Annotated in this window: 20 protein-coding genes; 9 read left to right on the top strand and 11 right to left on the bottom strand. The window is 41.0% G+C overall.

Going from position 1 to position 22,631, the window contains the following annotated elements; genetic code table 11:
• Positions 1-402 precede the first annotated feature (402 nt).
• The 3 genes from HWQ39_RS16640 to HWQ39_RS16630 all read left to right on the top strand — a co-directional run bounded on the left by HWQ39_RS16640 (position 403) and on the right by HWQ39_RS16630 (position 4,911).
• Entirely contained in the window at positions 403-2,142 is a 1,740-nt protein-coding gene (locus HWQ39_RS16640) for a Dyp-type peroxidase (RefSeq protein WP_292847065.1), read from the top strand.
• Between the two features lie 213 nt (positions 2,143-2,355).
• Positions 2,356-3,603, top strand: a complete 1,248-nt coding sequence (locus tag HWQ39_RS16635) for a class I SAM-dependent methyltransferase (protein WP_292847062.1) — start codon at positions 2,356-2,358, stop codon at positions 3,601-3,603.
• A 429-nt stretch (positions 3,604-4,032) separates the two neighbouring features.
• On the top strand, positions 4,033-4,911 hold the full coding sequence (locus HWQ39_RS16630) for an NAD(P)-dependent oxidoreductase (RefSeq protein WP_292847059.1): 879 nt from the start codon (positions 4,033-4,035) through the stop codon (positions 4,909-4,911).
• 47 nt (positions 4,912-4,958) lie between these two features.
• On the opposite strand, the gene HWQ39_RS16625 is transcribed toward HWQ39_RS16630, so the two are convergent.
• The 7 genes from HWQ39_RS16625 to pheT all read right to left on the bottom strand — a co-directional run bounded on the left by HWQ39_RS16625 (position 4,959) and on the right by pheT (position 11,917).
• A complete protein-coding gene (locus HWQ39_RS16625) occupies positions 4,959-5,753 on the bottom strand; it encodes a Tab2/Atab2 family RNA-binding protein (RefSeq protein ID WP_292847056.1) in 795 nt (264 codons plus the stop codon).
• An 83-nt stretch (positions 5,754-5,836) separates the two neighbouring features.
• The gene (locus tag HWQ39_RS16620) at positions 5,837-6,106 is read right to left on the bottom strand and encodes a YciI family protein (protein WP_292847053.1); all 270 of its coding nucleotides are present in this window, start codon (positions 6,104-6,106) and stop codon (positions 5,837-5,839) included.
• A 65-nt stretch (positions 6,107-6,171) separates the two neighbouring features.
• Positions 6,172-7,302 carry an ATP-binding protein gene (locus tag HWQ39_RS16615; protein ID WP_292847050.1) on the bottom strand — a complete coding sequence of 377 codons (1,131 nt, stop codon included), beginning with the start codon at positions 7,300-7,302 and terminating at the stop codon, positions 6,172-6,174.
• Positions 7,286-8,152: a hypothetical protein gene (locus HWQ39_RS16610; RefSeq protein ID WP_292847047.1), complete on the bottom strand. Its 867-nt coding sequence runs from the start codon at positions 8,150-8,152 to the stop codon at positions 7,286-7,288. The genes HWQ39_RS16615 and HWQ39_RS16610 overlap by 17 nt, the downstream gene beginning before the upstream one ends.
• A gap of 1 nt (position 8,153) precedes the next feature.
• The gene (locus HWQ39_RS16605; RefSeq protein ID WP_292847044.1) at positions 8,154-8,465 is read right to left on the bottom strand and encodes a hypothetical protein; all 312 of its coding nucleotides are present in this window, start codon (positions 8,463-8,465) and stop codon (positions 8,154-8,156) included.
• Positions 8,466-8,499: 34 nt separating this feature from the next.
• Positions 8,500-8,796: a hypothetical protein gene (locus tag HWQ39_RS16600; RefSeq protein ID WP_292847041.1), complete on the bottom strand. Its 297-nt coding sequence runs from the start codon at positions 8,794-8,796 to the stop codon at positions 8,500-8,502.
• Positions 8,797-9,466: 670 nt separating this feature from the next.
• The gene (pheT, locus tag HWQ39_RS16595; protein ID WP_292847038.1) at positions 9,467-11,917 is read right to left on the bottom strand and encodes a phenylalanine--tRNA ligase subunit beta; all 2,451 of its coding nucleotides are present in this window, start codon (positions 11,915-11,917) and stop codon (positions 9,467-9,469) included.
• Between the two features lie 259 nt (positions 11,918-12,176).
• On the opposite strand from pheT, the gene HWQ39_RS16590 reads away from it, so the two are divergent.
• Positions 12,177-12,776 carry a hypothetical protein gene (locus HWQ39_RS16590; RefSeq protein WP_292847035.1) on the top strand — a complete coding sequence of 200 codons (600 nt, stop codon included), beginning with the start codon at positions 12,177-12,179 and terminating at the stop codon, positions 12,774-12,776.
• A 128-nt stretch (positions 12,777-12,904) separates the two neighbouring features.
• Here the strand turns inward: HWQ39_RS16590 and HWQ39_RS16585 are convergent, their stop codons facing one another.
• The 4 genes from HWQ39_RS16585 to HWQ39_RS16570 are packed head-to-tail and all read right to left on the bottom strand — an operon-like array spanning position 12,905 to position 15,334.
• Positions 12,905-13,309 carry a PIN domain-containing protein gene (locus tag HWQ39_RS16585; protein WP_292847032.1) on the bottom strand — a complete coding sequence of 135 codons (405 nt, stop codon included), beginning with the start codon at positions 13,307-13,309 and terminating at the stop codon, positions 12,905-12,907.
• Complete coding sequence (locus tag HWQ39_RS16580; protein WP_292847029.1) at positions 13,306-13,506, bottom strand: type II toxin-antitoxin system VapB family antitoxin; 201 nt, start codon at positions 13,504-13,506, stop codon at positions 13,306-13,308. The genes HWQ39_RS16585 and HWQ39_RS16580 overlap by 4 nt, the downstream gene beginning before the upstream one ends.
• 32 nt (positions 13,507-13,538) lie before the next feature.
• Positions 13,539-13,901, bottom strand: coding sequence for a response regulator (locus HWQ39_RS16575; protein WP_292847140.1), 363 nt, complete (start codon positions 13,899-13,901; stop codon positions 13,539-13,541).
• Between the two features lie 47 nt (positions 13,902-13,948).
• Positions 13,949-15,334: a response regulator gene (locus tag HWQ39_RS16570; protein WP_292847026.1), complete on the bottom strand. Its 1,386-nt coding sequence runs from the start codon at positions 15,332-15,334 to the stop codon at positions 13,949-13,951.
• Between the two features lie 754 nt (positions 15,335-16,088).
• Here HWQ39_RS16570 and HWQ39_RS16565 point away from each other — a divergent pair.
• The 5 genes from HWQ39_RS16565 to lhgO all read left to right on the top strand — a co-directional run bounded on the left by HWQ39_RS16565 (position 16,089) and on the right by lhgO (position 22,569).
• On the top strand, positions 16,089-16,763 hold the full coding sequence (locus HWQ39_RS16565; protein WP_292847023.1) for a VWA domain-containing protein: 675 nt from the start codon (positions 16,089-16,091) through the stop codon (positions 16,761-16,763).
• Positions 16,764-16,812: 49 nt separating this feature from the next.
• Complete coding sequence (locus HWQ39_RS16560; protein ID WP_292847020.1) at positions 16,813-17,595, top strand: PP2C family serine/threonine-protein phosphatase; 783 nt, start codon at positions 16,813-16,815, stop codon at positions 17,593-17,595.
• 56 nt (positions 17,596-17,651) lie between these two features.
• Complete coding sequence (locus HWQ39_RS16555; protein ID WP_292847016.1) at positions 17,652-19,817, top strand: tetratricopeptide repeat protein; 2,166 nt, start codon at positions 17,652-17,654, stop codon at positions 19,815-19,817.
• Positions 19,818-20,429: 612 nt separating this feature from the next.
• Positions 20,430-21,203 (top strand): glucose-1-phosphate cytidylyltransferase, encoded by a 774-nt coding sequence (gene rfbF, locus HWQ39_RS16550; protein WP_179065984.1) that lies wholly within the window; start codon positions 20,430-20,432, stop codon positions 21,201-21,203.
• 151 nt (positions 21,204-21,354) lie between these two features.
• The gene (gene lhgO, locus HWQ39_RS16545) at positions 21,355-22,569 is read left to right on the top strand and encodes an L-2-hydroxyglutarate oxidase (RefSeq protein WP_292847013.1); all 1,215 of its coding nucleotides are present in this window, start codon (positions 21,355-21,357) and stop codon (positions 22,567-22,569) included.
• The last annotated feature ends 62 nt before the right edge of the window (positions 22,570-22,631 follow it).

The raw sequence follows: 22,631 nt of genomic DNA, 5'->3' as shown, positions 1-22,631 counted from the left end.
TTTAGTCTGCTTGTCTTCCTTCGATAAAATTACGCTGAATCTAACCCCCAGATAGAGCTTTTATACAAGCAATTAAAGGCAGATATTATTTCTTCTGGCGTTGAGTATATAAATCATAACAATCCGTCTGAAATAGTATGGAAGAATACAAAAATTGTACAATTACTGCGTTTAGCTGAAACAAACACAGACAAAACAGGTGATATGACTTCACAGGCCAGAACAGGAGAATTTATTCAGAGTAAAGACCCTGAGTGTACGCCTAATAAATATGGATAGAATTGCTGCATAAATCCTTTAACTACCTCCGATAAGTTAACACAGGTTCCCATTAGGGATACCTGATTCCATCTTTTTATTCTGGAATAGCCAATAGGCTTTTCTATCAACAGAACTTTGATTATGACCCAACAAATCATTCGTGAAGCACCTGCTCCTGATCCGTTAGAAGGTCAACAGACAAACGAATTCTTCTACGTCGCTGCGCCTAATGAGCCTATTCTGAATGTCAACAACATTCAAGGCAACATTCTCGGTGGGTTCAATAAAGACTACCAGGCCCTCTTGTTCCTAGAAATTGAAAATCCAAATGCCTTCAAGCACTGGCTGAAGTCACAAATTGACTTTATTGCCACCGCTTCAGAAGTGATTGCTTTCAACCGCCTATTCAAGTCTGCCAGAAAACGACGAGGCCGAGAAGGTGCTGTTAAGGCAACCTGGGTCAATATAGCTTTCTCCTTTGAGGGGCTGAAGAAACTAACCAATGATGCCGACTCATTTACGGATGATTCCTTTAAAGCTGGGCTAGCAGCACGCGCTGTTGATTTGAACGACCCGGTGGACAAGGATGGTAAACCTATTGGCTGGGTCGTGGGTGGGCCGGATAATGGCAAGACTGATGTGGTTTTCATCATTGCCAGCGACGATCGCACGGACTTGTTGGCAGAAGTATCGCGGCTCTTAGAAAGCATTGTGGTATTTACAGACGAGCAAGGCAAGTCTAAGAGCAGTGGAGCCAAAATTACCTTCTTAGAAGAAGGAGCCAACTTACCCCCACCTCTGACTGGACATGAGCATTTCGGCAACCTGGATGGAATATCACAACCTGGTATTCGTGGCCGGGTTGCTGATAATCCGAAAGAACTTCTCACTCCTCGGCAGAACCCAGAGGATAAAAATCAGGGCAAACCAGGACAGGATCTTCTCTGGCCAGGAGAGTTTGTTTTTGGCTATGAAGGTCAAAACAATGATGCTAAAACGTTGGAAGATAGCAAAGGTCAGGTTGTATCAGCAGGACTACACTGGGCGAATGATGGCTCTTACCTTGTATTCCGCCGATTGCGTCAAGATGTATACAAATTCCATGATTTCTTGCACGAAAATGCTGCCGAGCTAAACACTGACCCGCGAAAGGTGAGTGCAAAGCTGATTGGTCGTTGGCCTAGTGGCGCTCCCACTGTCCGCACGCCCGAAAAAGATGCCCCACAATTGGGTGATAATGACGATGCGAACAATGATTTTGAATTCAACGGTGATGATCCACCGAAGAATTATTTCTTCAGAAACGATGTAGTTCCACCTTCCAAGGATGCAACTGGTCTGCGTTGTCCCTTTATTGCCCATACCCGCAAAACTTATCCACGCAATGACAAAACACCAGGAGGTGGAGGCCCAGGGCCCGAAGAGATTGACCGTAGTGAAGTGACCACTCAAACACACCGCTTACTCCGTCGCGGCATTCCTTATGGCCCGGTGTCTGCTTCGACGCCTAACAATCCACTACAAGATGAGAAGTTTGTTGACCGTGGTCTTCACTTTTTGGCTTATCAAACCTCCATTGTAGACCAATTTGAGTTTGTCACTAAATTCTGGGTTAATAATCCAGACTTCAGCAAGGAAGCTGCTACCGGCCACGAGTTTGAAGGGGAATTAACTCTTGGTCACGATCCAATTATTGGTCAAAGTAAAAATAACAAACCCGGTGAGAAACGCACACGCGAGTTCTACATCCATCTTGAGGATGACCAAGGTAAACCTCGAACTAAGAAGTTGACTGCACCTGAAGACTGGGTAATTCCTACTGGTGGCGGTTACTTCTTTGCACCGTCAATTTCTGCTTTGAAGGATGTATTGACAAAATAACGATTTAATGTTGTTGCATTATATCGGTGGGCGATCGCATGAAACCGCAAACTTCTCAAATTTTGTCTGTCAATAAATGCCAGCACTCATAACACAGTGGTCGATATTATGGGGTTTGTAGACCGCTAGAGAAATTTTGAATTATGAATTTTGTTTTGCATCATTCATAATTCATTAATTTTCTCTACTCCTCAATCTCAAACCTGAAATTTTATGGATTCAAATCCAGCATTGTGTGCTGCGATCGCTCATCACATTACCACCAGTTCACAGCAGCGAATTACTTTTGCTGAATTCATGGATATGGCACTATACCACCCTGAACATGGCTACTATTCCAGCGATGCTGTCAAAATTGGCTTTCAGGGTGGTGATTTTTTTACCTCTCCTAACCTCTGTGCTGACTTTGGCGAGTTACTAGCAGAACAATTTTTGCAAATGTGGCAGATTTTAGGAAAACCTGTACCCTTTTCTCTGGTAGAAATGGGAGCAGGTCAAGGACTGCTAGCGTTGCATATCCTGAAATATTATCAGCTGCACTACCCAGATTTTTTTACCGCGCTGGAGTACATCATTGTTGAAAAGTCACCAACTTTAAGAGAAGAACAGCAGCAACGCTTGCAAGATTTACCCGTGCGTTGGTGTAGTTTAGAGGAAATACCACCTAATGCGATCGCAGGCTGCTTTTTTTCTAACGAGTTAGTAGATGCGTTCCCCGTCCATCAATTTATCCTAGAGGCTGGGGAATTGCAAGAAATTTACGTGACAACCCCACAGAACCTAACCCCCCAACCCCCTTCCCTACTAGGGAAGGGGGAGTCCTTCTCCCCCCTCATAGGGGAGGGGTTGGGGGAGAGGTCAAATTTTGCATTTGTAGAAGTCATAGGGGAACCTTCAACGCCCCAACTAACTGAATATTTGGATTCACTGGGAATTGACTTAACCCAAAGTGCTTATCCAGATGGCTACCGTAGTGAAATTAATTTAGCTGCTTTAAACTGGTTGAGTATAGTAGCAGACCGCTTACAGCGCGGCTATGTGCTAACAATTGATTATGGCTACCCCGCCAGTCGTTACTATAATCCCAGGCGATCGCAAGGAACGCTACAGTGTTATTACCATCATCGTTTCCATAACAACCCCTATACTAATATTGGTAGGCAAGATATTACTGCCCATGTTGACTTTACGGCTTTAGAGCGTTGGGGCGAGAAGTGTAATTTAGAGAATATTGGTTTTATCCAGCAGGGATTGTTTTTAATGGCATTGGGGTTAGGCGATCGTATTGCGGCCCTTTCCGATCAAAAGCAACCCCTCTCACAGTTACTACAGCGGCGGGACGCACTACACCAACTTATAGATCCCACAGGCTTAGGCGGCTTTGGAGTCCTAATTCAGAGCAAAGGTTTGGAGAAGACAGAAACTTCTCAATCACTAAAAGGATTGACTTTGCCAGAGTAAATGTAAATTTGAAAAGTTAAAACTCTATTTAAGAATGCCGTATCAGCCTTATTTAGACTAGCATAACAGTGATTACTGTAAAGTTAAACACACTACCAAAGTAATAATTATGACTACCCACGACCTGTTAATGCTAGCAACACTACTTACCCCCGGTATTTTACTTTCAGTGATAATTATGGTGACTTTTGCCGCTGGTGGTTGATTGCCAGAGTTAGAAACTAGGGAGTGGGAAGTAGGAAAACTGGGATTTAGGATTGTATCTTAAGTCTCAAATAACTACTTCCCAATTAATTGGAATCAAACAATACAAACGCGATGTCCCCGATGGGCTGTAACGCTCGTGACGCTCGTGGTGTCGATGCTACCGCTCTTGGCATCTCTCTTTGGGAGAAGACTCGCTAACACGTCATTAAAGGAACTTAAAAAATGAAGGTGGCATTTCTGGGAACTGGACTGATGGGACTACCAATGGCTCAAAGGTTATTAGCCGCAGATATACAGCTAGTTGCCTACAATCGCACCCCAGAAAAATTAGCACCACTACAAGCTGCTGGGGCTGAAATTGTCACACATCCCCGCCACGCCATTCGCGCTGCTGAGTGCGTAATTCTCATGCTTACTAATGCCTCGGCTATTTATAATGTGTTGCTTTCAGATACAGCTTGGCAAACTCTAGAAGGACGCACAATCATTCAAATGGGAACAATTACTCCCACAGAAAGCCAGGAAATTAGAGATGCAGTTGTTGCAGGTGGTGGCGAATATTTAGAAGCACCTGTATTAGGGAGTATCCCAGAAGCAAAAGCTGGTAACTTGAGTGTTATGGTAGGAGCCGAGCCAGAACAATATCAACGCCACTTAAAATTACTCCACAATTTTGGGACTGAACCTTTGCTTATAGGGCCGGTGGGAACTGCGGCGGCGCTGAAATTGGCACTCAATCAACTAATCGCTTCCCTAACAAGCAGCTTTGCTCTGAGTCTGGCTTTTGTCCAGCGTCAGGGTGTGGATGTAGATGTATTTATGCAAATATTGCGCGACAGTCCACTCTACGCACCTACCTTTGACAAAAAGCTACAACGGATGTTGGATGGCAACTATGCCGATCCAAATTTCCCTACAAAACACTTGCTGAAAGATACAGAATTGTTTATCTCGGAAGCGAAATCTCAGAGTTTGGATCTCAGTAGTATTAAAGGAGTGCGGCAAATTTTGCAAACAGCCGTGAAAATGTCATTTGCTGATGATGATTACTCATCACTATTTTCTGTAATTAAAGAATGGGGAGAAGCAATCGGGGATTGAAGTAGACAGAAGGCAATTAGGCGGACATATATTTTTGGCAATTAATATCAATTTTCTGTCTGCAATAACCAAAAACCGCTATAAGTCATCCCAGAATCATCAGGTTGCACTAACAAAAAATGCAATCCTCGGCTTTGCTTTTTGCGTTGTTCAAATGCTTGGGCTGCTGTTGTAACTTCTGGATCTTCAAATGTGGCAACAATCCACCTATCGACTAAACCAGCTTCTAATATTAAGCCATCTGGTGCGCCAGAGATATAGTTTAATGCTACAGGACGGGCTTGCTGCAACCACCGTGCTAAACGCATTGATTGCCGTCCACCATAAATTACGACACCAGGGACAGGTAATGTTGACGCCAAACCCAAATTGATGGGTTTGAGATGTTCTGGAATGTGCAAAATGGGGATGGGGCGATCGCTAAATCTCGTTTCTACATCACTAGCAGCTAGAGTCGCAAAACGCCATTGTTCTCCCCACAGGTTTTCTGGTAATGGTGCTGGGGGCGGTTTATCCAGCACTGAGGGATATTGTTTTTCTTGTAACCACTGCTTTAACGCTAAGGTGTTGCGGGTAGGTTCGACATTAATACTTAAATTGCGTCCAGCCGCCTCAATTAAATTTAGTGATTGAGGGCGAAACACCTGAATCACATCTGGCAATTTTTCACCAGCAGCTAGCTCAAGTTGAGCAGTAACCCAATTAGAATTTGCTGCTGACTGGAGACAGGTAGCTTCATATTCAAAGCTGCGAGTTGCGTCACAAATCAACAACTCCCATAAAATTTGTGCCGATGCATCTTGTGAGGGACGACGATAAAAATCAACTTGCCAAATTTTCATTATGTGGGGAGTGGGATGAGGGAGATAAGGGGATGAGGGAGAAATAACCAATACAATACCCCATCCCATGACTAATGACTAATTTAAAAAGCCTGAATCCATTCTTTGACAGAATATTCAGTCCAGATGCCATTTTTCCAGTAGGGATCGTTTTCAATTAATTCGCGGACAGTGGCTTCGTCTTCGGCTTCGTAAAGCCCAAAAACTTTTGTGACATCCTTGGTGGGGCCGATAGTAATCAGCACACCGGATTCTTTCTGTTTTGCTAACCCGTCTAAATGAGCTTGACGGTGGGGGGCGCGTTTTTCGAGAACGTCTTCACAGTAAGTACCCCAAAGTACATATTTAGGCATAATCGCTTGTTACTCCTACTGGTTAATAAGATATTACTCTGGCGGTTTATAAACGCCCTTTTAACTCAAACTTTAGACTCAAGTTGTTGCCTCAACCAATCACGAAAATTAGCATGATAAATACTATAATTGATTTCTGCTGCTATTGATTCTAAATGTAAAAACTCTCGCCACTTGTCTAAAATTACCTTGATTTCATATTCATCTGTATCTAATCTTTCTGCGATCGCTTCTATTGATATTGATTGCTCTTGAACTAAGATATTTAACACCTGTAAAGCCATTGTTTGCTGTTTACTGGTTGCTAAATTCATTTTTTCTAAATGATTTTGGTAATAGAGTTGTAAATTTTGGGGGTAAATATCCTCATTAATCGCTGCTAAGATTTCTTTAACATACATAAAATTGGTTTCATCATCATCAAAACCTGCTTCTGTCATGTTGAGCAAAACATCTCCCGGATTATTATCTTCGCTAAGGCTATGCACCCTGCGACTTTCCGCAGAAGCGTCTACAGAATGAGATGATTCATTTAAAGAATTTTTAACATATTTATGGATATCAGCGCGATTTTGTTCTGGGTAATTTGATAAATTTAAAGATTGGGCTGGAGTTTCAATTAATAAACCTGATTTATCTGTCAGAAACGGACGACGAGTAAGGATAAAATAAACTTTTTCGGGTAGATAACGGGGTAAATAGAAAATATTTGAGCCGCGTGGTTGATTATTGATATCAATTCTATCGCAGCCATCAATAGTAATAATTAACCGTTGTCTTGGTTGCAATCTATTGCTGATTTGTTGCAGTAATAACGATAAAAAACCACTGTCTTCTGTGGTAGAGTCAGAAAAGTTAGTAGTGATATTTTTACTACCTTGATTTTGGGCAATTTCTATTAATTGAGTGCAAATCGTCGTCAGAAATTCTTCAACGCGATTTTTACCTGGGATTTCGATATTGTAATAAACAACTCCCAGATTTTGGCTGACATAATGGGCAAGAATGGCACTTTTACCAATGCCAGGATCGCCGATAATAGTAAAGTAGCCCCGGTCAGATTGATTGAGAAAGTTGTTGATAGCAGCAAAGACAAATTCACGACCGACAAAGTTTTGATTTTTAGCGGTAATGATTTGCTGAAATTCTAGGGGATATCTGGGGATATTGATAGTATTTTCAGTAATGGGTTTCATTTTTTTTACCCGCTTCTAAACGGAGGAAATGAACACGCCCTGACGATTCTCCTACTACAATTGTCAATCCATCTGGGGAAAATGCACAGCAAATTATAGGACTATCACCAATAAAAGTAGAGATTTCCTTTCCTGTCTGTAGATCCCACTGTTTGAGGGTGTTGTCATATGAAGCAGAAACGGCTGTTTTTCCATCTGGGGCGATCGCTACTGCTAATACATAGCCGTTATGACCAGTCAGGGTAGAGATTTCCTTTCCTGTCTGTAGATCCCACTGTTTGAGGGTGTTGTCCCAAGAAGCAGAAACGGCTGTTTTTCCATCTGGGGCGATGGCTACTGCATTTACATAGCTGTTATGACCAGTCAGGGTGCGTATTAGGTTTCCGCCTGGAGTGGTTAAGCTGGCTGTAATGGGGCGAAATCGAGGAATTTCACTTTTATTTTCTGCTGCATCTGCCAAAATTTGCTGAATTTCTGGCTGGGGAAAACTCTGCAACCTTCCCCATAATTGTCCTACTAATTGGGTTTGGTCTTGATTCAAAACATGGGCTGATAATTTTAGCGCATCTTGAATTAATTTCAGGATTTTGATTTGTTCGGAGTCTAGTTTCTCATCTTGTTCTAAATTTTCCAATACCTCTGGGTCATCAATCAAAGCATAATCCCTAATTAGGGCTTCTATTCCAAATCGAGGATATTGGATTTTCAGAGAAATAAAATCAAAATTTGTGAGAATTTGATAATATTTTTTCGACCTACCCGCTTTTAACTTGTTTTCAGCAGATTTGTCTAGAAACAAATTTTTAACTTCGTCTGTTTCTGAGGCAAATTTAGTAGCAATTTCACCCATTTTATGCAATCCTCTGCTCCAGGTAATCAGCTATACGTTGATTAACTTCTTTAAATAATCTTCGACCTTTAGCTAATTTGTCTTGCTCTTTGAGAAATTCCAGAAAACTTAGATGATAAATATTATAGTAAGTTGTTTTTTCATTTTTATTAGCTTTTTCTGTTACGTATTCTACCCAATAATTTAAAACTAGCCTGACATTACATTCATCTTGATCAAGAATTTCTGCAATCATCTTTAAAGATATCGGTTTACCTCTTTCTACTAACATATACAAAATTTTCACTTTCATTTCATTGGATTCATTTTCCATATCCATCCGCAGCCAATGAACTTTATAATAATCTTTAAGACCTTGTGGTAATCCCTGTAAGAGTATTATTAGTATAAGCACCCCAAAAAGAATCTTTAGTTGCTTTCTCTCTAAACGCTTTTAAAATTGGTTCTGGTTTAAATACACCATACGTTACCAGAGCGTAAACATAAACAGTATCAACATCATCAGGAATTTCGGTAGGATTGAGTTTTAATTCCTTTAGAATGTTGATAACAGCTTCGTTTTTTTGAGCTTGTTTAATGATTAGTTGACCAGCTTGAGGAGCATATTTGCTAATCAATGAAGTAATGGCAGCAAATTCTATCATCGTTAATTACCAAAAATTTACTATTTTTTATGGGTGAGATTATACCAAATTATCTAGTAAATACTGTTGAGTAATATTATAGATGTAGTCCAATGGTTAAATATAGGGTTTCAAATAACTCTAATCGCTCCAATCAATTTACTGCTAATATAGCGCTTCTGGCTTGAGTCGAATACAGACCTAACCCCCAGCCCCTTCCCTTGTAGGGAAGGGGAGCAAGATTTAAAGCCTCTCTCCTTTTAGGAGAGAGGTTTGGAGAGAGGTCAATGGGTATGCCGAAATAACAAATGGACACGCCGAAATAACAAATGAGTATGCCGAAATAACAAATGGACACGCCGAAATAATAAATGGGTACGCCGAAATAACAAATGAGTACGCCGAAATAACAAATGGGTACGCCGAAATAACAAATGAGTATGCCGAAATAACAAATGGGTACGCCGAAATAACAAATGAGTACGCCGAAATAACAAATGGGTACGCCACAGGTATCGCCATGATTGCAACAATTTAGCTTTGCCACGCTAGCGTAACGCACAGCCCTAGCGAATGGAATTCGCGGCTATACAGATAAAACCCACCTCCGTGGGTTTCAAATTTCTTGATTTTGCATGGTACCAATACGGTTCGGTTAAGGCAAGAGACGCGATTAATCGCGTCTGTACTCCTAACTTCTCAGGTTAACGCCGAATTTTTCCACCAAAGCTTCGCGGACTTTATTGTGTACTGGTTCAACTTCAGCCTCAGTCAAAGTGCGATCGCTAGCCCGATAAATTAACCGGAATGCTAAACTCCGCTGTCCTTCCGGGACGTTTTCGCCCCGATATTCATCAAATAATTCCACCGATTCGAGCAAATCTTTACCCGCTTTGGTAATTACTTTTTCAATTTCGGAAACTGAGATTTTCACGGGTGCGAAAAAGGCGATATCGCGATCGCTAGCCGGATAGGTAGAATAGGGCTGGAATGTCTGGACAAGAATTTCATCTTGTTCTAGAGAATCTAAAAGCACATCTAGATCCAATTGGAAAACGTAAACGGAATCTGGTAAACCTTTTTCTCGTCGCAATTGGGGATGAAGTTGCCCAAAAATACCCAGTCTATTACCCCGAATCCACAGAGAAGCGGTGCGTCCTGGATGTAAGCGTTCGTCGCGGCGATCGGGTTGAAATTCGATTTCTAAGCTAAGTTGCCGAAATACACTTTCTAAAATGCCTTTGGCTTCAAACCAGGTGATGGGTTCTTCGCGTCCACTTTTTGACCATTTGCCAAGGGTGCGATCGCCTCCCACAATCCCCGCCAGGGCTTCTGTTTCTTGCAAACCGTCTTCTTCTTGCCAGAAAATCTGCCCGATTTCAAAACCGTTCAGCGCACCATTACCCTGCTCTAAATTGTATTGAAAAGCATCAATTAACCCCGATATCAAATCAGTTCGCAGCGCTGAATATTCAACAAATAAGGGGTTTGACAGGACTATATTTCTGTCTTCTCCTGGTTTGACTAAAGAATAATGGATTAATTCTGTCAATCCTTCAGCCCGCAGGAAAGCTCGTAACTTGCGAACCAGTTCTTGATCTAAAGGCAAATAACCCGCTTCCGCTTTTTCTGGTAAAGTATCGCAGAATTTGTTGTAGCCATAGAGACGGGCAATTTCTTCAATTAAATCAATTTCTCGCTCTAAGTCGCGGTAACGATAAGGTGGGACGGAAACAGACCACGTAGGTTGATGGCTGCTATCTTCTCCTGAAGGAGTTAACTGACACCCCAATGCAGTCAGGATGCGCTCAACATCTTTTTCTTGGAGTTCACCTGTATCTTCTTCTAATTCGATGGGCCCCAATATCTGATTAACTCGGTCTAAACGCAGGGCGATAGAACGACTCCAGGTAGAAGGGTCGGGGCGGGTGTCGGCAATTTCCTGCTGGACTATAATTCCACTTGCTAATTCGCTAATTAAGGATAAGGCGCGGCGATTAGCTATTTCCAACTCAGCCCGGTTAACTCCCCGTTCATATCTGCCAGAAGCTTCACTTCTTAAGCCTGCACTCCGAGAAGAACGGCGAATTGCCACAGAATCAAATAAGGCTGCTTCTAAAACTAGGCTTTGAGTACCTGCATGGACTTCTGTTTCTTCCCCACCCATGACTCCCGCGAGTGCAACCGGTCTGTCGTTAGCGGTAATTAACAAATTTTGGATTGATAGGGTGCGAGTCTGTCCATCTAGGGTTTTGAGGAATTCTCCATTATTGGCGAACCGGACGCCAATTGTTAAATTTTCGCTACTTGCAACAGATTGTAGGCGATCGCGGTCAAAGGCGTGCAGTGGTTGTCCCCATTCCAACAAAACGTAATTAGTAATATCCACAACATTACTGATGGGACGTACCCCAGCCGCCCGCAAACGCTGTTGCAACCATTCGGGAGATGGTGCAATTTTCACCTGTGCAATTACCGTACCGATGTATGCAGGACAAGCTTGGGTATCGGCAATTTTTAAAGTTAAATTTCCGGCACTCTTGGTAATAGAGACTTCACCAGGTTCAGGAATGCTCAACTTTCCACCAGTTAAAGCTGCTACTTCCCTGGCTACGCCTACCATACTCAAAGCATCAGCGCGGTTGGCAGTTGCAGTGAGGTCTAAAATTACATCATCTAAACCCAACAACGGCCGCACATCACTACCCAATGGTAAATTTTCCTGAGTAAAAATATGAATTCCGTCTACATCAGTAGGCAAACCGAGTTCCTTTAAAGAACAAATCATGCCCTGAGATGGGACACCACGTAGTTTTGCAGGTTTAATTTTTAAATCGATGTTGGGTAAGTAAGTACCCGTAGTTGCCACAGGTACATAGATATCTGCCTTCACATTGGCAGCGCCACAGACAATATTTAAAATGTCATCTGCACCGATATCCACTTGGCAAACACTCAATTTATCGGCATTGGGATGGGGTTGACGCTCAAGCACTTTGCCGATAACCACGCCATTTGCCCAAGTGCGGCGATCTTCAATTTCTTCAACCTCAAACCCCGCCATTGTCAGGGTTTCGGCTAATTCTTCTGGACTAAGTTTTATCTCTACTAGTTCGCGCAGCCAATTTAGAGAAATACGCATGGAGTGTGCTTGTTTTAGGAATCGTCTTTTGTTCTCATTTTAGGGTGCAAGAAGCGCTCAATGGCTACTTGTCCCGCAAGGCGTACCCTTTCACTTGAACAATCCTACTACGTTAGACTGGCAGAACAATATAGCTTTTTTACTTTATCTTTACATTTTTTGCGATCGCCCCTAGTAACCCGCTGCACTCTCGGTTAAAAAATTATATAGCTTGTGAATGCAGGTCACTTTGTTCCACTTAAATCTACGGAGAATTTTTATGAGTTCTTTGCACACTCTAGAAGAACTTGAGCAAATTATTGAAAACGATAGAAATTATGGTGGTTTGACAGAACTTCAGATTTATGATTATCGTCAACTTGAGTATCTACCTGAAAGTATCGGCAATCTTAGAAGTTTAAGCGATCTAGATATTTGTGATTGTTGGAGACTTAAAGAACTACCAGAAACTATCGGCAAGTTGAAATATCTTAAGAAACTACAAATTCGGGGTTGTATGGGTAGTCTTGATTTTTTTGAAAAACTTCCCGATACTATTGGACAACTTAAATCTTTGACCTACTTTAAAATTCACCAAACTGGGCTAAAATTATTGCCTGATACAATTGGTAATCTCGATAACCTAGAATATTTAGAAGTTAGTAGCAATTGGAAATTGCACCAATTACCCGATACCATTGGTAATTTAAAAAAATTAAAAACTCTTTATATTCAAGAAAATGAAAAACTAACATTTTTTCCAGAAAGTATTGGTAAATTGGAAAGTCTTCAACAGCTTAATATAAGTAGAAAAGCTTTAAAATATTTACCAAAAAGCATTGGGATGTTACAAAATATTAGATATATAAGATGCTTATGAAAAATTTTTAGATTCCTTGCCAGAAAGTATTTGCAATTTAAAACTGTTAGAGGATATCGATCTATATAAACAATAATCCCAAATATTTAAATTTTCCACGATTTATGTGTGGGAGTAAGTAGGTAGACTTAGCATTGAAACAAGGTCATCGGAATATGCTGACTGAAATTCTCAAAATCTTTATCTGTGCTTATTATTGTGTAATTTCTCCGAGCGGCTGCGGAACAAATGAGGAAATCTGTGTTTGCGCCTTGAATACCATTGCTTCGGCAAATATTATAAAACTCAGAAGCAAGTTCATAGTCTTCCATATCTAACTCCAGATTGGGAAATGCGCGGAGATAATTTTTCAGCTGATTGTATTGGTTGGCATCACGAATCCCTGAGAGTACCTCTTGTCGGACAGCACCCAGCAAAGCAACTCGACCATCAGTAATTAATTCTCGCAACACGGCAACATGAGGTGAGTCGTCAACTTTATAATTGCGTCTGAGAGCTAAAGACCAGACTGAAGTATCAACAATAACTTTCATCGACTCTGACGCTGTTGCTTGTAGTCATAATCATTGTCGTATTCAATCGTACCAAATAGCTCCAGGATTTTCAGTTGCTTTCGACGTTGCACATACTCTCGTAATGCCTCTTCTACAACAGCATCTTTAGTTGGATGACCACCAAGTTCGAGAGCTTCCTTAATTAAGTTTTCGTCAATTTCTAGATTAGTAGCCATGTACTGACTCTTTTAATTACGAATTACCTCTCTCACTCTACAAGAGATTTGAGCGCACTTATTAATTGCTGTTTCGTAAAAGGCTTAGTTAAATAAACGTTTGCACCTTGCCTCATTCCCCAAATCCGGTCAATCGGCTGATTTTTAGAACTACAAATAATAATGGGTACTTTTTGAGTCACTGGATTTTTTTTCAGTTGACGGCAGAATTCAAAACCGCTAATTTCTGGGATGACCACATCAGTAATAATTGCATCTGGCTGGTGATTTATTGCCTTACTCATCCCATCTTTAGCATCATAAGCTTTAATTACCATGTGTCCACTGTCTCTTAAAAAACTATTGATTAACTCCAACTGAGAAGGAGCATCTTCGACAACTAAAACCGTAGCTATATTAAATTATACTCACTAGCTTAAAGTCGTTATATTTTACTGCTAATTTAAGCCAAATGCATGAAAACTATTTTTAGTAATTCGGCGCGGGTAAACGGTTTCGTCAGATATCCAGATGCCCCGACTAGTTTCGCTTTTACTTTATCTACAATTCCTTTATTACCAGTGACAAAGATGATAGGAGTTTTCTGAAAGATTGAATTATTTCGTATAATCCGACACAACTCATAACCATCGATTCCTAGCATGTTTAAATCCAGCAAAATTAAGTCTGGTTTATGCCTTATAATTGACAAAACTGCTTTTATTGGGTCGTTGATAGTCACTACAGAAAAATTTTCGTTTTCTAAGAAATAGCTAATTTCTTTAAGAATTGTCGGGCTATCATCTACAGAAACGATTTTATGGGCTTTTTTTGCTGTGACAGTAGCAGCCGTTACTCTTTGGGAAGCAGGATTTATGTTATTTGATATTGTTGGTTGCTGAAAGTTTTCTTTTGGAGGAGTCGAAATCTGTAGTAATCGCTGAACAGGAACTATTTTCTCTTCAGGAATATTTGGATAAGAATTGAAAGTGGTACTTAGTTCTTGTTCGGTATCAACTAACCCTGAAATGAATTTTGAGAAAAGCGATTGCTCCTCAAAAATCTTTGGTAATCTATCATAAGGTGGATCGGGTTCATGTAAGATAATTGCACCCTGAAGGATGTAAGGGTATAAATTGCGAGCTAGTTGGATTTCATCTTGATTCAAAATTGCAGCCAGATGACACAGGCTAAAACCCTTCATCCAAGTAGTTAAATCTGGCTGAAGTTTGGGTAAATTTTGGTTATCAAGTTTACTCTTAATCAACAGGTATGGACGTTGATATGGAGAAGAAATTTGGGGAACAAAAGCTTGCCAATTCTGTAATCTCAATTGGCAACGATCTAGAATCTTTTCTATATCTAGCCTGCAAATTTTTGTCATTCTACTAAGTGGTTCTGCTAATTCATAACTACCTTCTTTGATTAGCAAAAATGATTCAATCACTTCTTTAACTAATTCTTGAACCAGCACTGCTGCTTGCGTAGAATGTAGATGTTGTTGACTAACAAGCCAAGATATAGCTTGATACTCAGGAGGATAGTTTCTCGAATTGCTGTCATCTTCGATTAACTGACTGTGTACATCAGGTTCAAACATCAGCCTGACTTGAACACGAACTTCACTGCTAAGGAGTGGAATTTGGTAGCTGAGGCGACGTAAATGGCGTTCTAGTCTATCAAAGGGTTCTACTGAATGAGTAGCGTAGGTTATTTTGCCCTGTTCTAAGTAAATTGACCAAGAAACTGAGTTACTCAATGCTTGTAAACAAGTACTGTCGGAGCAATTGGATAACTGTCTTAACAAACTGAGAGGACGTAGTTGGGTGAATGCGCCTGAGTTATTCATATTTTTCAAGTTTTTTGCGGAATCAATAATCGAACATTTGTAGATTAAAAATATCAGTTTATGAAGTATTTTCTTCTTTGTAATATTTCTCTACGCACAAATTATTTTTTTGAAAATATGTATATATTTTCAAAACTATAAGTTTTATAACCGATTTGTTACATTTGACACGTCATACTTAATTTATCTCAAAAAACAATTAGTGGGTATGAATAAAAGTAAATAATTATCATGGCTAGACTAACAGTCGATGTTAGCTGCTTCTAACCTTTACTGACTACTGACGAGTCTTGGGTGAAGACCTTAAATAATGACGTTTATTTATGCCTACTCAGAAAACCAAGCAAATTTGATTCCAAGTTAGCGCCGTTACACTGGTATACTTCTAGAGTTAACGATCTTAATTATGGTTAATTACTTTTATCTTAAGGAACAGTTCTTCTACATAAAATCTTTAAAAAGTTATCTAGAAAAGTTTACGTATTTATTGTACTGTAGGTTTAAGGCATATAAATTTTTGGTAGATACATTACAACAGGTAATGCTAAATTTTGATAAACTATTTTTTGCTAAACTAAAATGTACTCAAGTTCTTCTTAAATATATAGAGAACTTCATGAAAATAATTTGTTTAATAAAGATTAGAGCATCTACCACTAGATACATTCTATAGTCGCTAAAGCGGCTGGCTGAAATTACATACTCTCGAGCAAAGGGAAATAAAGCTTTGAACTTTAACATAACACAAAAAGTTATGCATGATACATTAAGACTTGATGAAGTAGTAGAATTTGCTGAGAACCCAGAACCACGTTGTCCTTGTGTACTTCTATTAGACACATCTGGGTCGATGCAAGGAGATCCAATTGAGGCTTTAAATCAAGGTTTACTCAGCTTAAAGGATGAATTAGTCAAAAATTCCTTAGCTGCAAGACGGGTAGAAGTGGCGATCGTGACTTTTGATAGTAATATCAATGTAGTACAAGACTTTGTGACTGCCGATCAATTCAATCCGCCTATTTTGACAGCACAGGGCTTGACTACAATGGGTGCGGGAATTCATAAAGCTTTGGACATCATTCAAGAGCGGAAATCTCAGTATCGTGCCAATGGCATTGCTTACTATCGTCCTTGGGTATTTATGATTACCGATGGAGAACCGCAAGGCGAGTTAGAACAGATTGTAGAGCAGGCATCCCAGCGCCTACAGGGAGATGAAGCGAATAAGCGCGTAGCATTTTTTACGGTAGGTGTAGAAAATGCGAATATGACCCGTTTAAATCAAATAGCTGTACGTACTCCCCTGAAGCTAAAAGGGCTGAACTTTATCGAGATGTTTGTCTGGCTGTCAACTAGTATGTCAGCTGTTTCTCATTCCCAGGTAGACGAACAGGTAGCACTACCGCCGATTGGTTGGGGGACTGTTTAATTAAAATTGCAGCTTGGTGTTTACACAGCCTGCTGCTGGAAAAAAATCTATGAACATATCAAAACAGATTACTCAATGGCGGATTGTGGCTGCATCTGTATGTGGTACAAGTCACTTAAAAAACAATCAATTATGTCAGGATGCTCATCATTGGCAGATATTGTCAGATAACGTTTTAGTGGCGGCGGCAGCAGATGGCGCGGGTTCTGCTAGCCTGGGAAAAGTGGGAGCAATGATTGCTGTGGAGACAGCAATAGAAAACATTTCAACCATTGGGCTGAACCGAAAAAGTTTGAGTGATGATGTCTACGTGCGATCGCTTTTAAATGATGCCATACTAGCTGCTAGAAAAGCTGTAGAAGCTGAGGCAGCTACTTCAGACAAACAGCCTCAAGATTTAGCAACTACCTTAATTATGACGATTGCCACACCAGAAGTTGTCGCTGTGGCTCAGATAGGTGATGGTTTGGCAGTGGCAAAAGATCGTCTGGGCAATCTGTTGGCACTGACTATGCCTGATAGCGGTGAATATATCAACCAAACCACTTTTTTAACATCGCCCAATGCCTTAGATACAGCGCAGATGAGATTATGGCGCACAGACATAGTAAATGTTGGTATCATCACCGACGGACTACAAATGTTGGCTTTGAATATGGTTGTTGGCGAGCCTCACAAACCATTCTTTTTTCCCCTATTTGAATTTGTCGCCAATACCGAGGATAAGATATTAGCTAAAGAGCAATTGGTAAAATTTTTACGCTCAGAGCGGATTACGCAACGCACCGACGATGATTTGACACTCATTATAGCCGCATTCAACGACTTATAAGCAATAAATTTACAGGTTTCTCATCTTAAATAACTCCCGTTAGCGGTAATTTCATTATGCAGGTACTACGTTGTTCCCCTAGAAAAGAAATCCTCAGCCTCAATGTCAGTTTGGGGCGTGGCGGTGAAGCTTGTGTTTACACAGTGCCATCCGATAACAACTTGGTGGCGAAGATTTACCACAAGCCAACCACTGCCCATGCTGATAAACTCCAGGCGATGCTAGCCAACCCCCCAGAAAACCCAACGGCTAGTTTGGGGCATATCTCTATCGCTTGGCCAGAGGATTTATTACGGGCGGCAGATGGCAAAAATAGCATTTTGGGGTTTTTAATGCCACGCATTCAAGGGATGCGTCCAATCATCGACTTTTACAACCCCAGAACCCGTCGCCAACACTGCCCCCTATTCAACTATCAGTACCTGCTCCGCACGGCGCGTAACCTAGCAGCAGCTTTTGCAGCTTTGCACGCTAGTGGATATTGTATTGGTGATGTGAACGAGTCCAATATTCTCGTCAGTGACACCGCATTGGTGACTTTGATAGACACAGACTCTTTCCAAGTACCAGACCCAAACAACAATGTTGTTTATCGCTGTCCGGTGGGTAAACCAGAGTTTACTCCACCAGAACTACAGAATAAAACTTTTGCCCAACACGATCGCGAAATCTCTCACGATTTATTTGGATTATCGGTGCTAGTCTTTCAACTCTTAATGGAAGGCACTCACCCATTTTCGGGGATATTTCAAGGCGCGATTGAGCCACCACCTTATGAAGCACGCATTGCATCGGGTCATTTCACTTACAGCGAAAAGCGTTACGTACCTTACCTGCCAACACCCATTGCACCCCCTTGGGAAATTCTCCATCCCAGCTTACAAGAGCTATTTATCCGTTGTTTTGAAGAGGGTCACAACAACCCCCAACTGCGCCCCAGTGCCCAAACTTGGCTCTCAGCCATCGCTGAAGCCGAAGATTCCCTAATTACCTGCACGACAAATCCTCAGCATCGTTACAACAACCACATGCGTAGCTGTCCGTGGTGTGAGCGTACCGTGCGCTTAGGTGGACGCGACCCCTTTCCATCACATCGGGCTATAGAAGCTAAAGAACATCTCCAACCGCGAATCAAGCCAAGAAAGCGCTACAATCAGACACCGCATTTTCCGCAGCGTGGGATGTCACCACAGCTAAATTACTGGCAGCCAATAATTACCCCTAGCGGTTCACCTTATAAACCTTCCAAGAAGTCAAAATTGTATCCGGTTGTTTTCTGCTTGCTGGGTTTTGGTTTATTGGGATATGCGGACTTAATGATTAAATTTACTCAGCCGTTGGTTTCCCAAAATGCCTACACCCAACAAACCATCAATTCTCTCAAGCCAAATAATAAACTTAGCTTTGCTGATTCCTATAAGCAAGGTTATATTGCTTACAAAGAGCGAGACTATGACAAAGCAATTGTCAGCTTTACCGAAGCGATTGAACAAGAACCTACACATGCCAGAGCAATTGTAAATCGCGGTAATGCTCGATATAACCTGAAAGACTATGAAGGAGCAGTTACAGATTATAGCCAAGCTCTCCAAATCAATCCCAATCAAATCAAAGCTCTGGTAAATCGGGGCAATGCCCGCTATATGCTCGCCGAATATAGTAATGATCCCGATCAAGAGTATAAACTAGCGATCGCTGACTATAATCAGGCTATTGGGCTGGATCAGAATGAAATCGAAGCTTATATCAGACGGGGAATTGTCCGCGCCCAAATGGCTAAATATAGCGGTGAATCTCAACAGGTTTACAGAAAAGCGATCGGAGATTTTACTCACGCCATCAAACTTAATCTATCCAAAGCTGAAGCTTACTTTCAGCGGGGTGCTGTCTACTATCAAGTTGCTCAATATAGCACCAACTATGAGCAAGAATATCATCAAGCGATCGCTGACTTTAACCAAGCATTAATCCTCAGCCCCAAACTAGCAAAAGCATATCTCAAACGAGGTATGGTTCGCTACGAACTGGCACAATATGGCGGTAGTGAATCTAACAAAAACCAGACGAAAGCCGTTGAAGATATACAGGCATCTGCCAAAATCTTTCTTGAGCAAAATGACATGGATAACTATCAGCAAGCACTCAGTAACTTATGCGTAGTCGTAGAAAATAAATGCGATCCTTTATTCCAAGGAGCAAATAATGAGGAAAAAACTAACTAGAAACAAGTAGTTTTTGTTACCTGCATATTTGTGGTTTTGATTGAAAAAATCAAGCCTGACTAGGGTTAGCTGGTGCTAATCCTAGTTATTTTAACGTGAGTTCGACAAGTCTTATTTGACCTCTCCCCCAGCCCCTCTCCGACACGGAGAGGGGAGCAAAAATGCTCCTTCCGTTTCGGGAACGGAGGCTGGGAGGGAAAGGTTCATCGAACTCACGTTATTTTATTGGTGATATTTTTATTCAATTAATTAAGTAATTTCTTTTCATGTTTATAGATATTCATACAGCTTTTATATAGAAAAGATTTTAATTTATATTTCCTTTATAATTTTGCCGAAAATTACAGTTAGATTATTGACGGAGAAAAAGAAATCAGAAATCAATTTTCCTCCATCTAAGTGCATCCTCTTCATATCGATAAAGTTAACCAATTTTAGATTTTAGGTTTGTGGTTTGGGATTAGTCATTGAACGTCACGAGCGTAAGAGTAGATTTATTACACCCACTTTCAGAGCAGGGTATGTACCAAAAAACTCTTTTAATCCAAAATCCAAAATCTGAAATTGGCACGGTCAAATAATTATATCCCTACAAATCTCCGAGGTAATTGCATGAAAGCGGTGATTTTGGCTGGAGGTCTTGGTACACGCCTCAGTGAAGAAACTAGTATCAGACCTAAGCCGATGGTTGAAATTGGTGGTAAGCCAATTCTCTGGCACATCATGAAAACTTACTCAGCCCACGGCATTAATGACTTCATTATTTGTTGTGGTTACAAAGGTTACATCATTAAAGAGTATTTTGCTAACTACTTTTTACACATGTCAGATGTTACTTTTGACATGCGCTTTAACCAGATGAATGTGCATTCTGGTTATGCGGAACCCTGGCGCGTCACCTTAGTAAATACGGGTGATAATACCATGACAGGCGGACGCTTAAAGCGAATCAGCGAGCATCTTGGTAATGAGACTTTTTGCTTTACTTATGGTGATGGTGTAAGTAATATTAATATCACAGAGCTAGTTAACTTTCACAAACAGCAAAAGAGCTTAGGAACACTCACAGCCGTTCAACCAGCCGGACGTTTTGGTGCTATTTCTTTAGGATATGAGCAAACCAAAATCACCAGCTTTCGGGAAAAGCCTGAAGGTGATGGAGCTTGGATTAATGGCGGTTATTTTGTGTTAGAACCAGAAGTAATCAACTTAATTGCTGATGACTCTACAGTATGGGAGCAAGAGCCATTAGAAAAGCTAGCTGATATGGAACAGCTATCTGCTTTCAGACATGATGGATTTTGGCAACCAATGGACACCTTACGCGATAAAAACTATCTCGAAGGGCTGTGGAAAAACAATCAGGCTCCTTGGAAGGTATGGTAAGGAGACTGGGGACTGGGGACTAGGGATTGGGAAGATTTGAATGAAGATTCACATCCAAACCTAATCTTACTCATATTTTCTTACCCATTACCCAGTACCCAATCCCAAATAACTTTATGTATTTACTGTAATTTGAAGTGCGATAATACTAATGTATGATTTTGCGATTATCGGTGGGGGAATAGTTGGACTCTCGACAGCGTTGGCTTTAGGAAAACGCTATCCCAATGCCCGGATTTTAGTACTAGAAAAAGAGAGTCAATGGGCATTTCACCAAACAGGCAATAATAGCGGGGTAATTCATTCTGGTATTTACTACAAACCAGGAAGTTTCAAAGCTAAATTTTGTCGTGACGGTTCTCGCTCAATGGTAGAATTCTGTCAAGAGCATGGAATTGACCATGAAGTTTGTGGGAAAGTGATTGTCGCAACTGAAGAACAAGAGTTACCACGCTTAGAAAATCTCTACAAACGCGGCTTAGATAATGGCATAGAAGTCCAGAGAATCAGCCCCGAAGAAGTCAAGGAAATTGAACCTCACGTAAGATGTGTAGGTGGAATTCGGGTATCCTCAACTGGCATTGTTAATTACAAGCAAGTTTGTTTGAAATATGCCCAACTAATTCAACAGCAGGGTGGGGATTTACACCTCAATACAAAAGTCCTGAAAATCTCTCCAAGTGGTAAAAATCAGGTATTGCAAACAAACAAGGGTAACTTTGAAACCCACTTTGTAATTAATTGTACTGGATTGCATAGCGATCGCACCGCCAAACTAGGTCAAGTTGAACCCCAAGCCAAAATTGTCCCATTCCGAGGAGAATACTACGAACTCACCCCAGAAAAACGCTATCTGGTTAAAACACTAATTTACCCAGTACCCAATCCAGATTTCCCCTTCTTAGGTGTCCACTTCACCCGAATGATTTATGGTAGCGTCCATGCAGGGCCAAACGCAGTTCTATCGCTCAAACGTGAAGGTTACAAAAAAACCGACTTTGACTTACGGGATTTTCTGGAAGTTATCACCTATCCAGGTTTTTGGAAGTTAGCAGCCAAACACGCTGATGAAGGCATCCAAGAAATCATTCGTTCCTTTAGCAAAGCAGCCTTCACCAGAAGTTTGCAAAAACTAATTCCCGAAGTTCAAGCACAAGACTTAGTTCCCACCCATGCAGGTGTTCGCGCTCAAGCCTTAATGAACGATGGCAAGCTTGTAGACGACTTTTTGATTGTTTCTGGTCAAAACTCCATTCATGTTTGCAATGCTCCTTCTCCGGCTGCCACATCTTCTCTAGAAATTGGCAAAGCCCTTGTGGCAGAAATTCCGCAACTTTCCCATCTAAATAGTGTGGTAACTGCATAGATAACATCGTTATTATTTCCGGGACTGTTGAATTAAGGGATGAATCTTGTATAGTGGGCATC

It is taken from the genome of Nostoc sp. NMS8, assembly GCF_017115045.1.
Classification (GTDB): Bacteria; Cyanobacteriota; Cyanobacteriia; order Cyanobacteriales; family Nostocaceae; genus Nostoc.
The sequence above is the reverse complement of the archived record's forward strand: the minus strand, read 5'-3'. Positions and strand labels throughout refer to the sequence as shown.

Excerpts from the sequence above, each read along its gene's own strand:
- HWQ39_RS16640 (WP_292847065.1), top strand. The coding sequence starts at position 403 with ATGACCCAACAAATCATTCGTGAAGCACCTGCTCCTGATCCGTTAGAA.
- HWQ39_RS16635 (WP_292847062.1), top strand. The coding sequence starts at position 2,356 with ATGGATTCAAATCCAGCATTGTGTGCTGCGATCGCTCATCACATTACC.
- HWQ39_RS16630 (WP_292847059.1), top strand. The coding sequence starts at position 4,033 with ATGAAGGTGGCATTTCTGGGAACTGGACTGATGGGACTACCAATGGCT.
- HWQ39_RS16625 (WP_292847056.1), bottom strand. The coding sequence starts at position 5,753 with ATGAAAATTTGGCAAGTTGATTTTTATCGTCGTCCCTCACAAGATGCA.
- HWQ39_RS16620 (WP_292847053.1), bottom strand. The coding sequence starts at position 6,106 with ATGCCTAAATATGTACTTTGGGGTACTTACTGTGAAGACGTTCTCGAA.
- HWQ39_RS16615 (WP_292847050.1), bottom strand. The coding sequence starts at position 7,302 with ATGAAACCCATTACTGAAAATACTATCAATATCCCCAGATATCCCCTA.
- HWQ39_RS16610 (WP_292847047.1), bottom strand. The coding sequence starts at position 8,152 with ATGGGTGAAATTGCTACTAAATTTGCCTCAGAAACAGACGAAGTTAAA.
- HWQ39_RS16605 (WP_292847044.1), bottom strand. The coding sequence starts at position 8,465 with ATGGAAAATGAATCCAATGAAATGAAAGTGAAAATTTTGTATATGTTA.
- HWQ39_RS16600 (WP_292847041.1), bottom strand. The coding sequence starts at position 8,796 with ATGATAGAATTTGCTGCCATTACTTCATTGATTAGCAAATATGCTCCT.
- pheT (WP_292847038.1), bottom strand. The coding sequence starts at position 11,917 with ATGCGTATTTCTCTAAATTGGCTGCGCGAACTAGTAGAGATAAAACTT.
- HWQ39_RS16590 (WP_292847035.1), top strand. The coding sequence starts at position 12,177 with ATGAGTTCTTTGCACACTCTAGAAGAACTTGAGCAAATTATTGAAAAC.
- HWQ39_RS16585 (WP_292847032.1), bottom strand. The coding sequence starts at position 13,309 with ATGAAAGTTATTGTTGATACTTCAGTCTGGTCTTTAGCTCTCAGACGC.
- HWQ39_RS16580 (WP_292847029.1), bottom strand. The coding sequence starts at position 13,506 with ATGGCTACTAATCTAGAAATTGACGAAAACTTAATTAAGGAAGCTCTC.
- HWQ39_RS16570 (WP_292847026.1), bottom strand. The coding sequence starts at position 15,334 with ATGAATAACTCAGGCGCATTCACCCAACTACGTCCTCTCAGTTTGTTA.
- HWQ39_RS16565 (WP_292847023.1), top strand. The coding sequence starts at position 16,089 with ATGCATGATACATTAAGACTTGATGAAGTAGTAGAATTTGCTGAGAAC.
- HWQ39_RS16560 (WP_292847020.1), top strand. The coding sequence starts at position 16,813 with ATGAACATATCAAAACAGATTACTCAATGGCGGATTGTGGCTGCATCT.
- HWQ39_RS16555 (WP_292847016.1), top strand. The coding sequence starts at position 17,652 with ATGCAGGTACTACGTTGTTCCCCTAGAAAAGAAATCCTCAGCCTCAAT.
- rfbF (WP_179065984.1), top strand. The coding sequence starts at position 20,430 with ATGAAAGCGGTGATTTTGGCTGGAGGTCTTGGTACACGCCTCAGTGAA.
- lhgO (WP_292847013.1), top strand. The coding sequence starts at position 21,355 with ATGTATGATTTTGCGATTATCGGTGGGGGAATAGTTGGACTCTCGACA.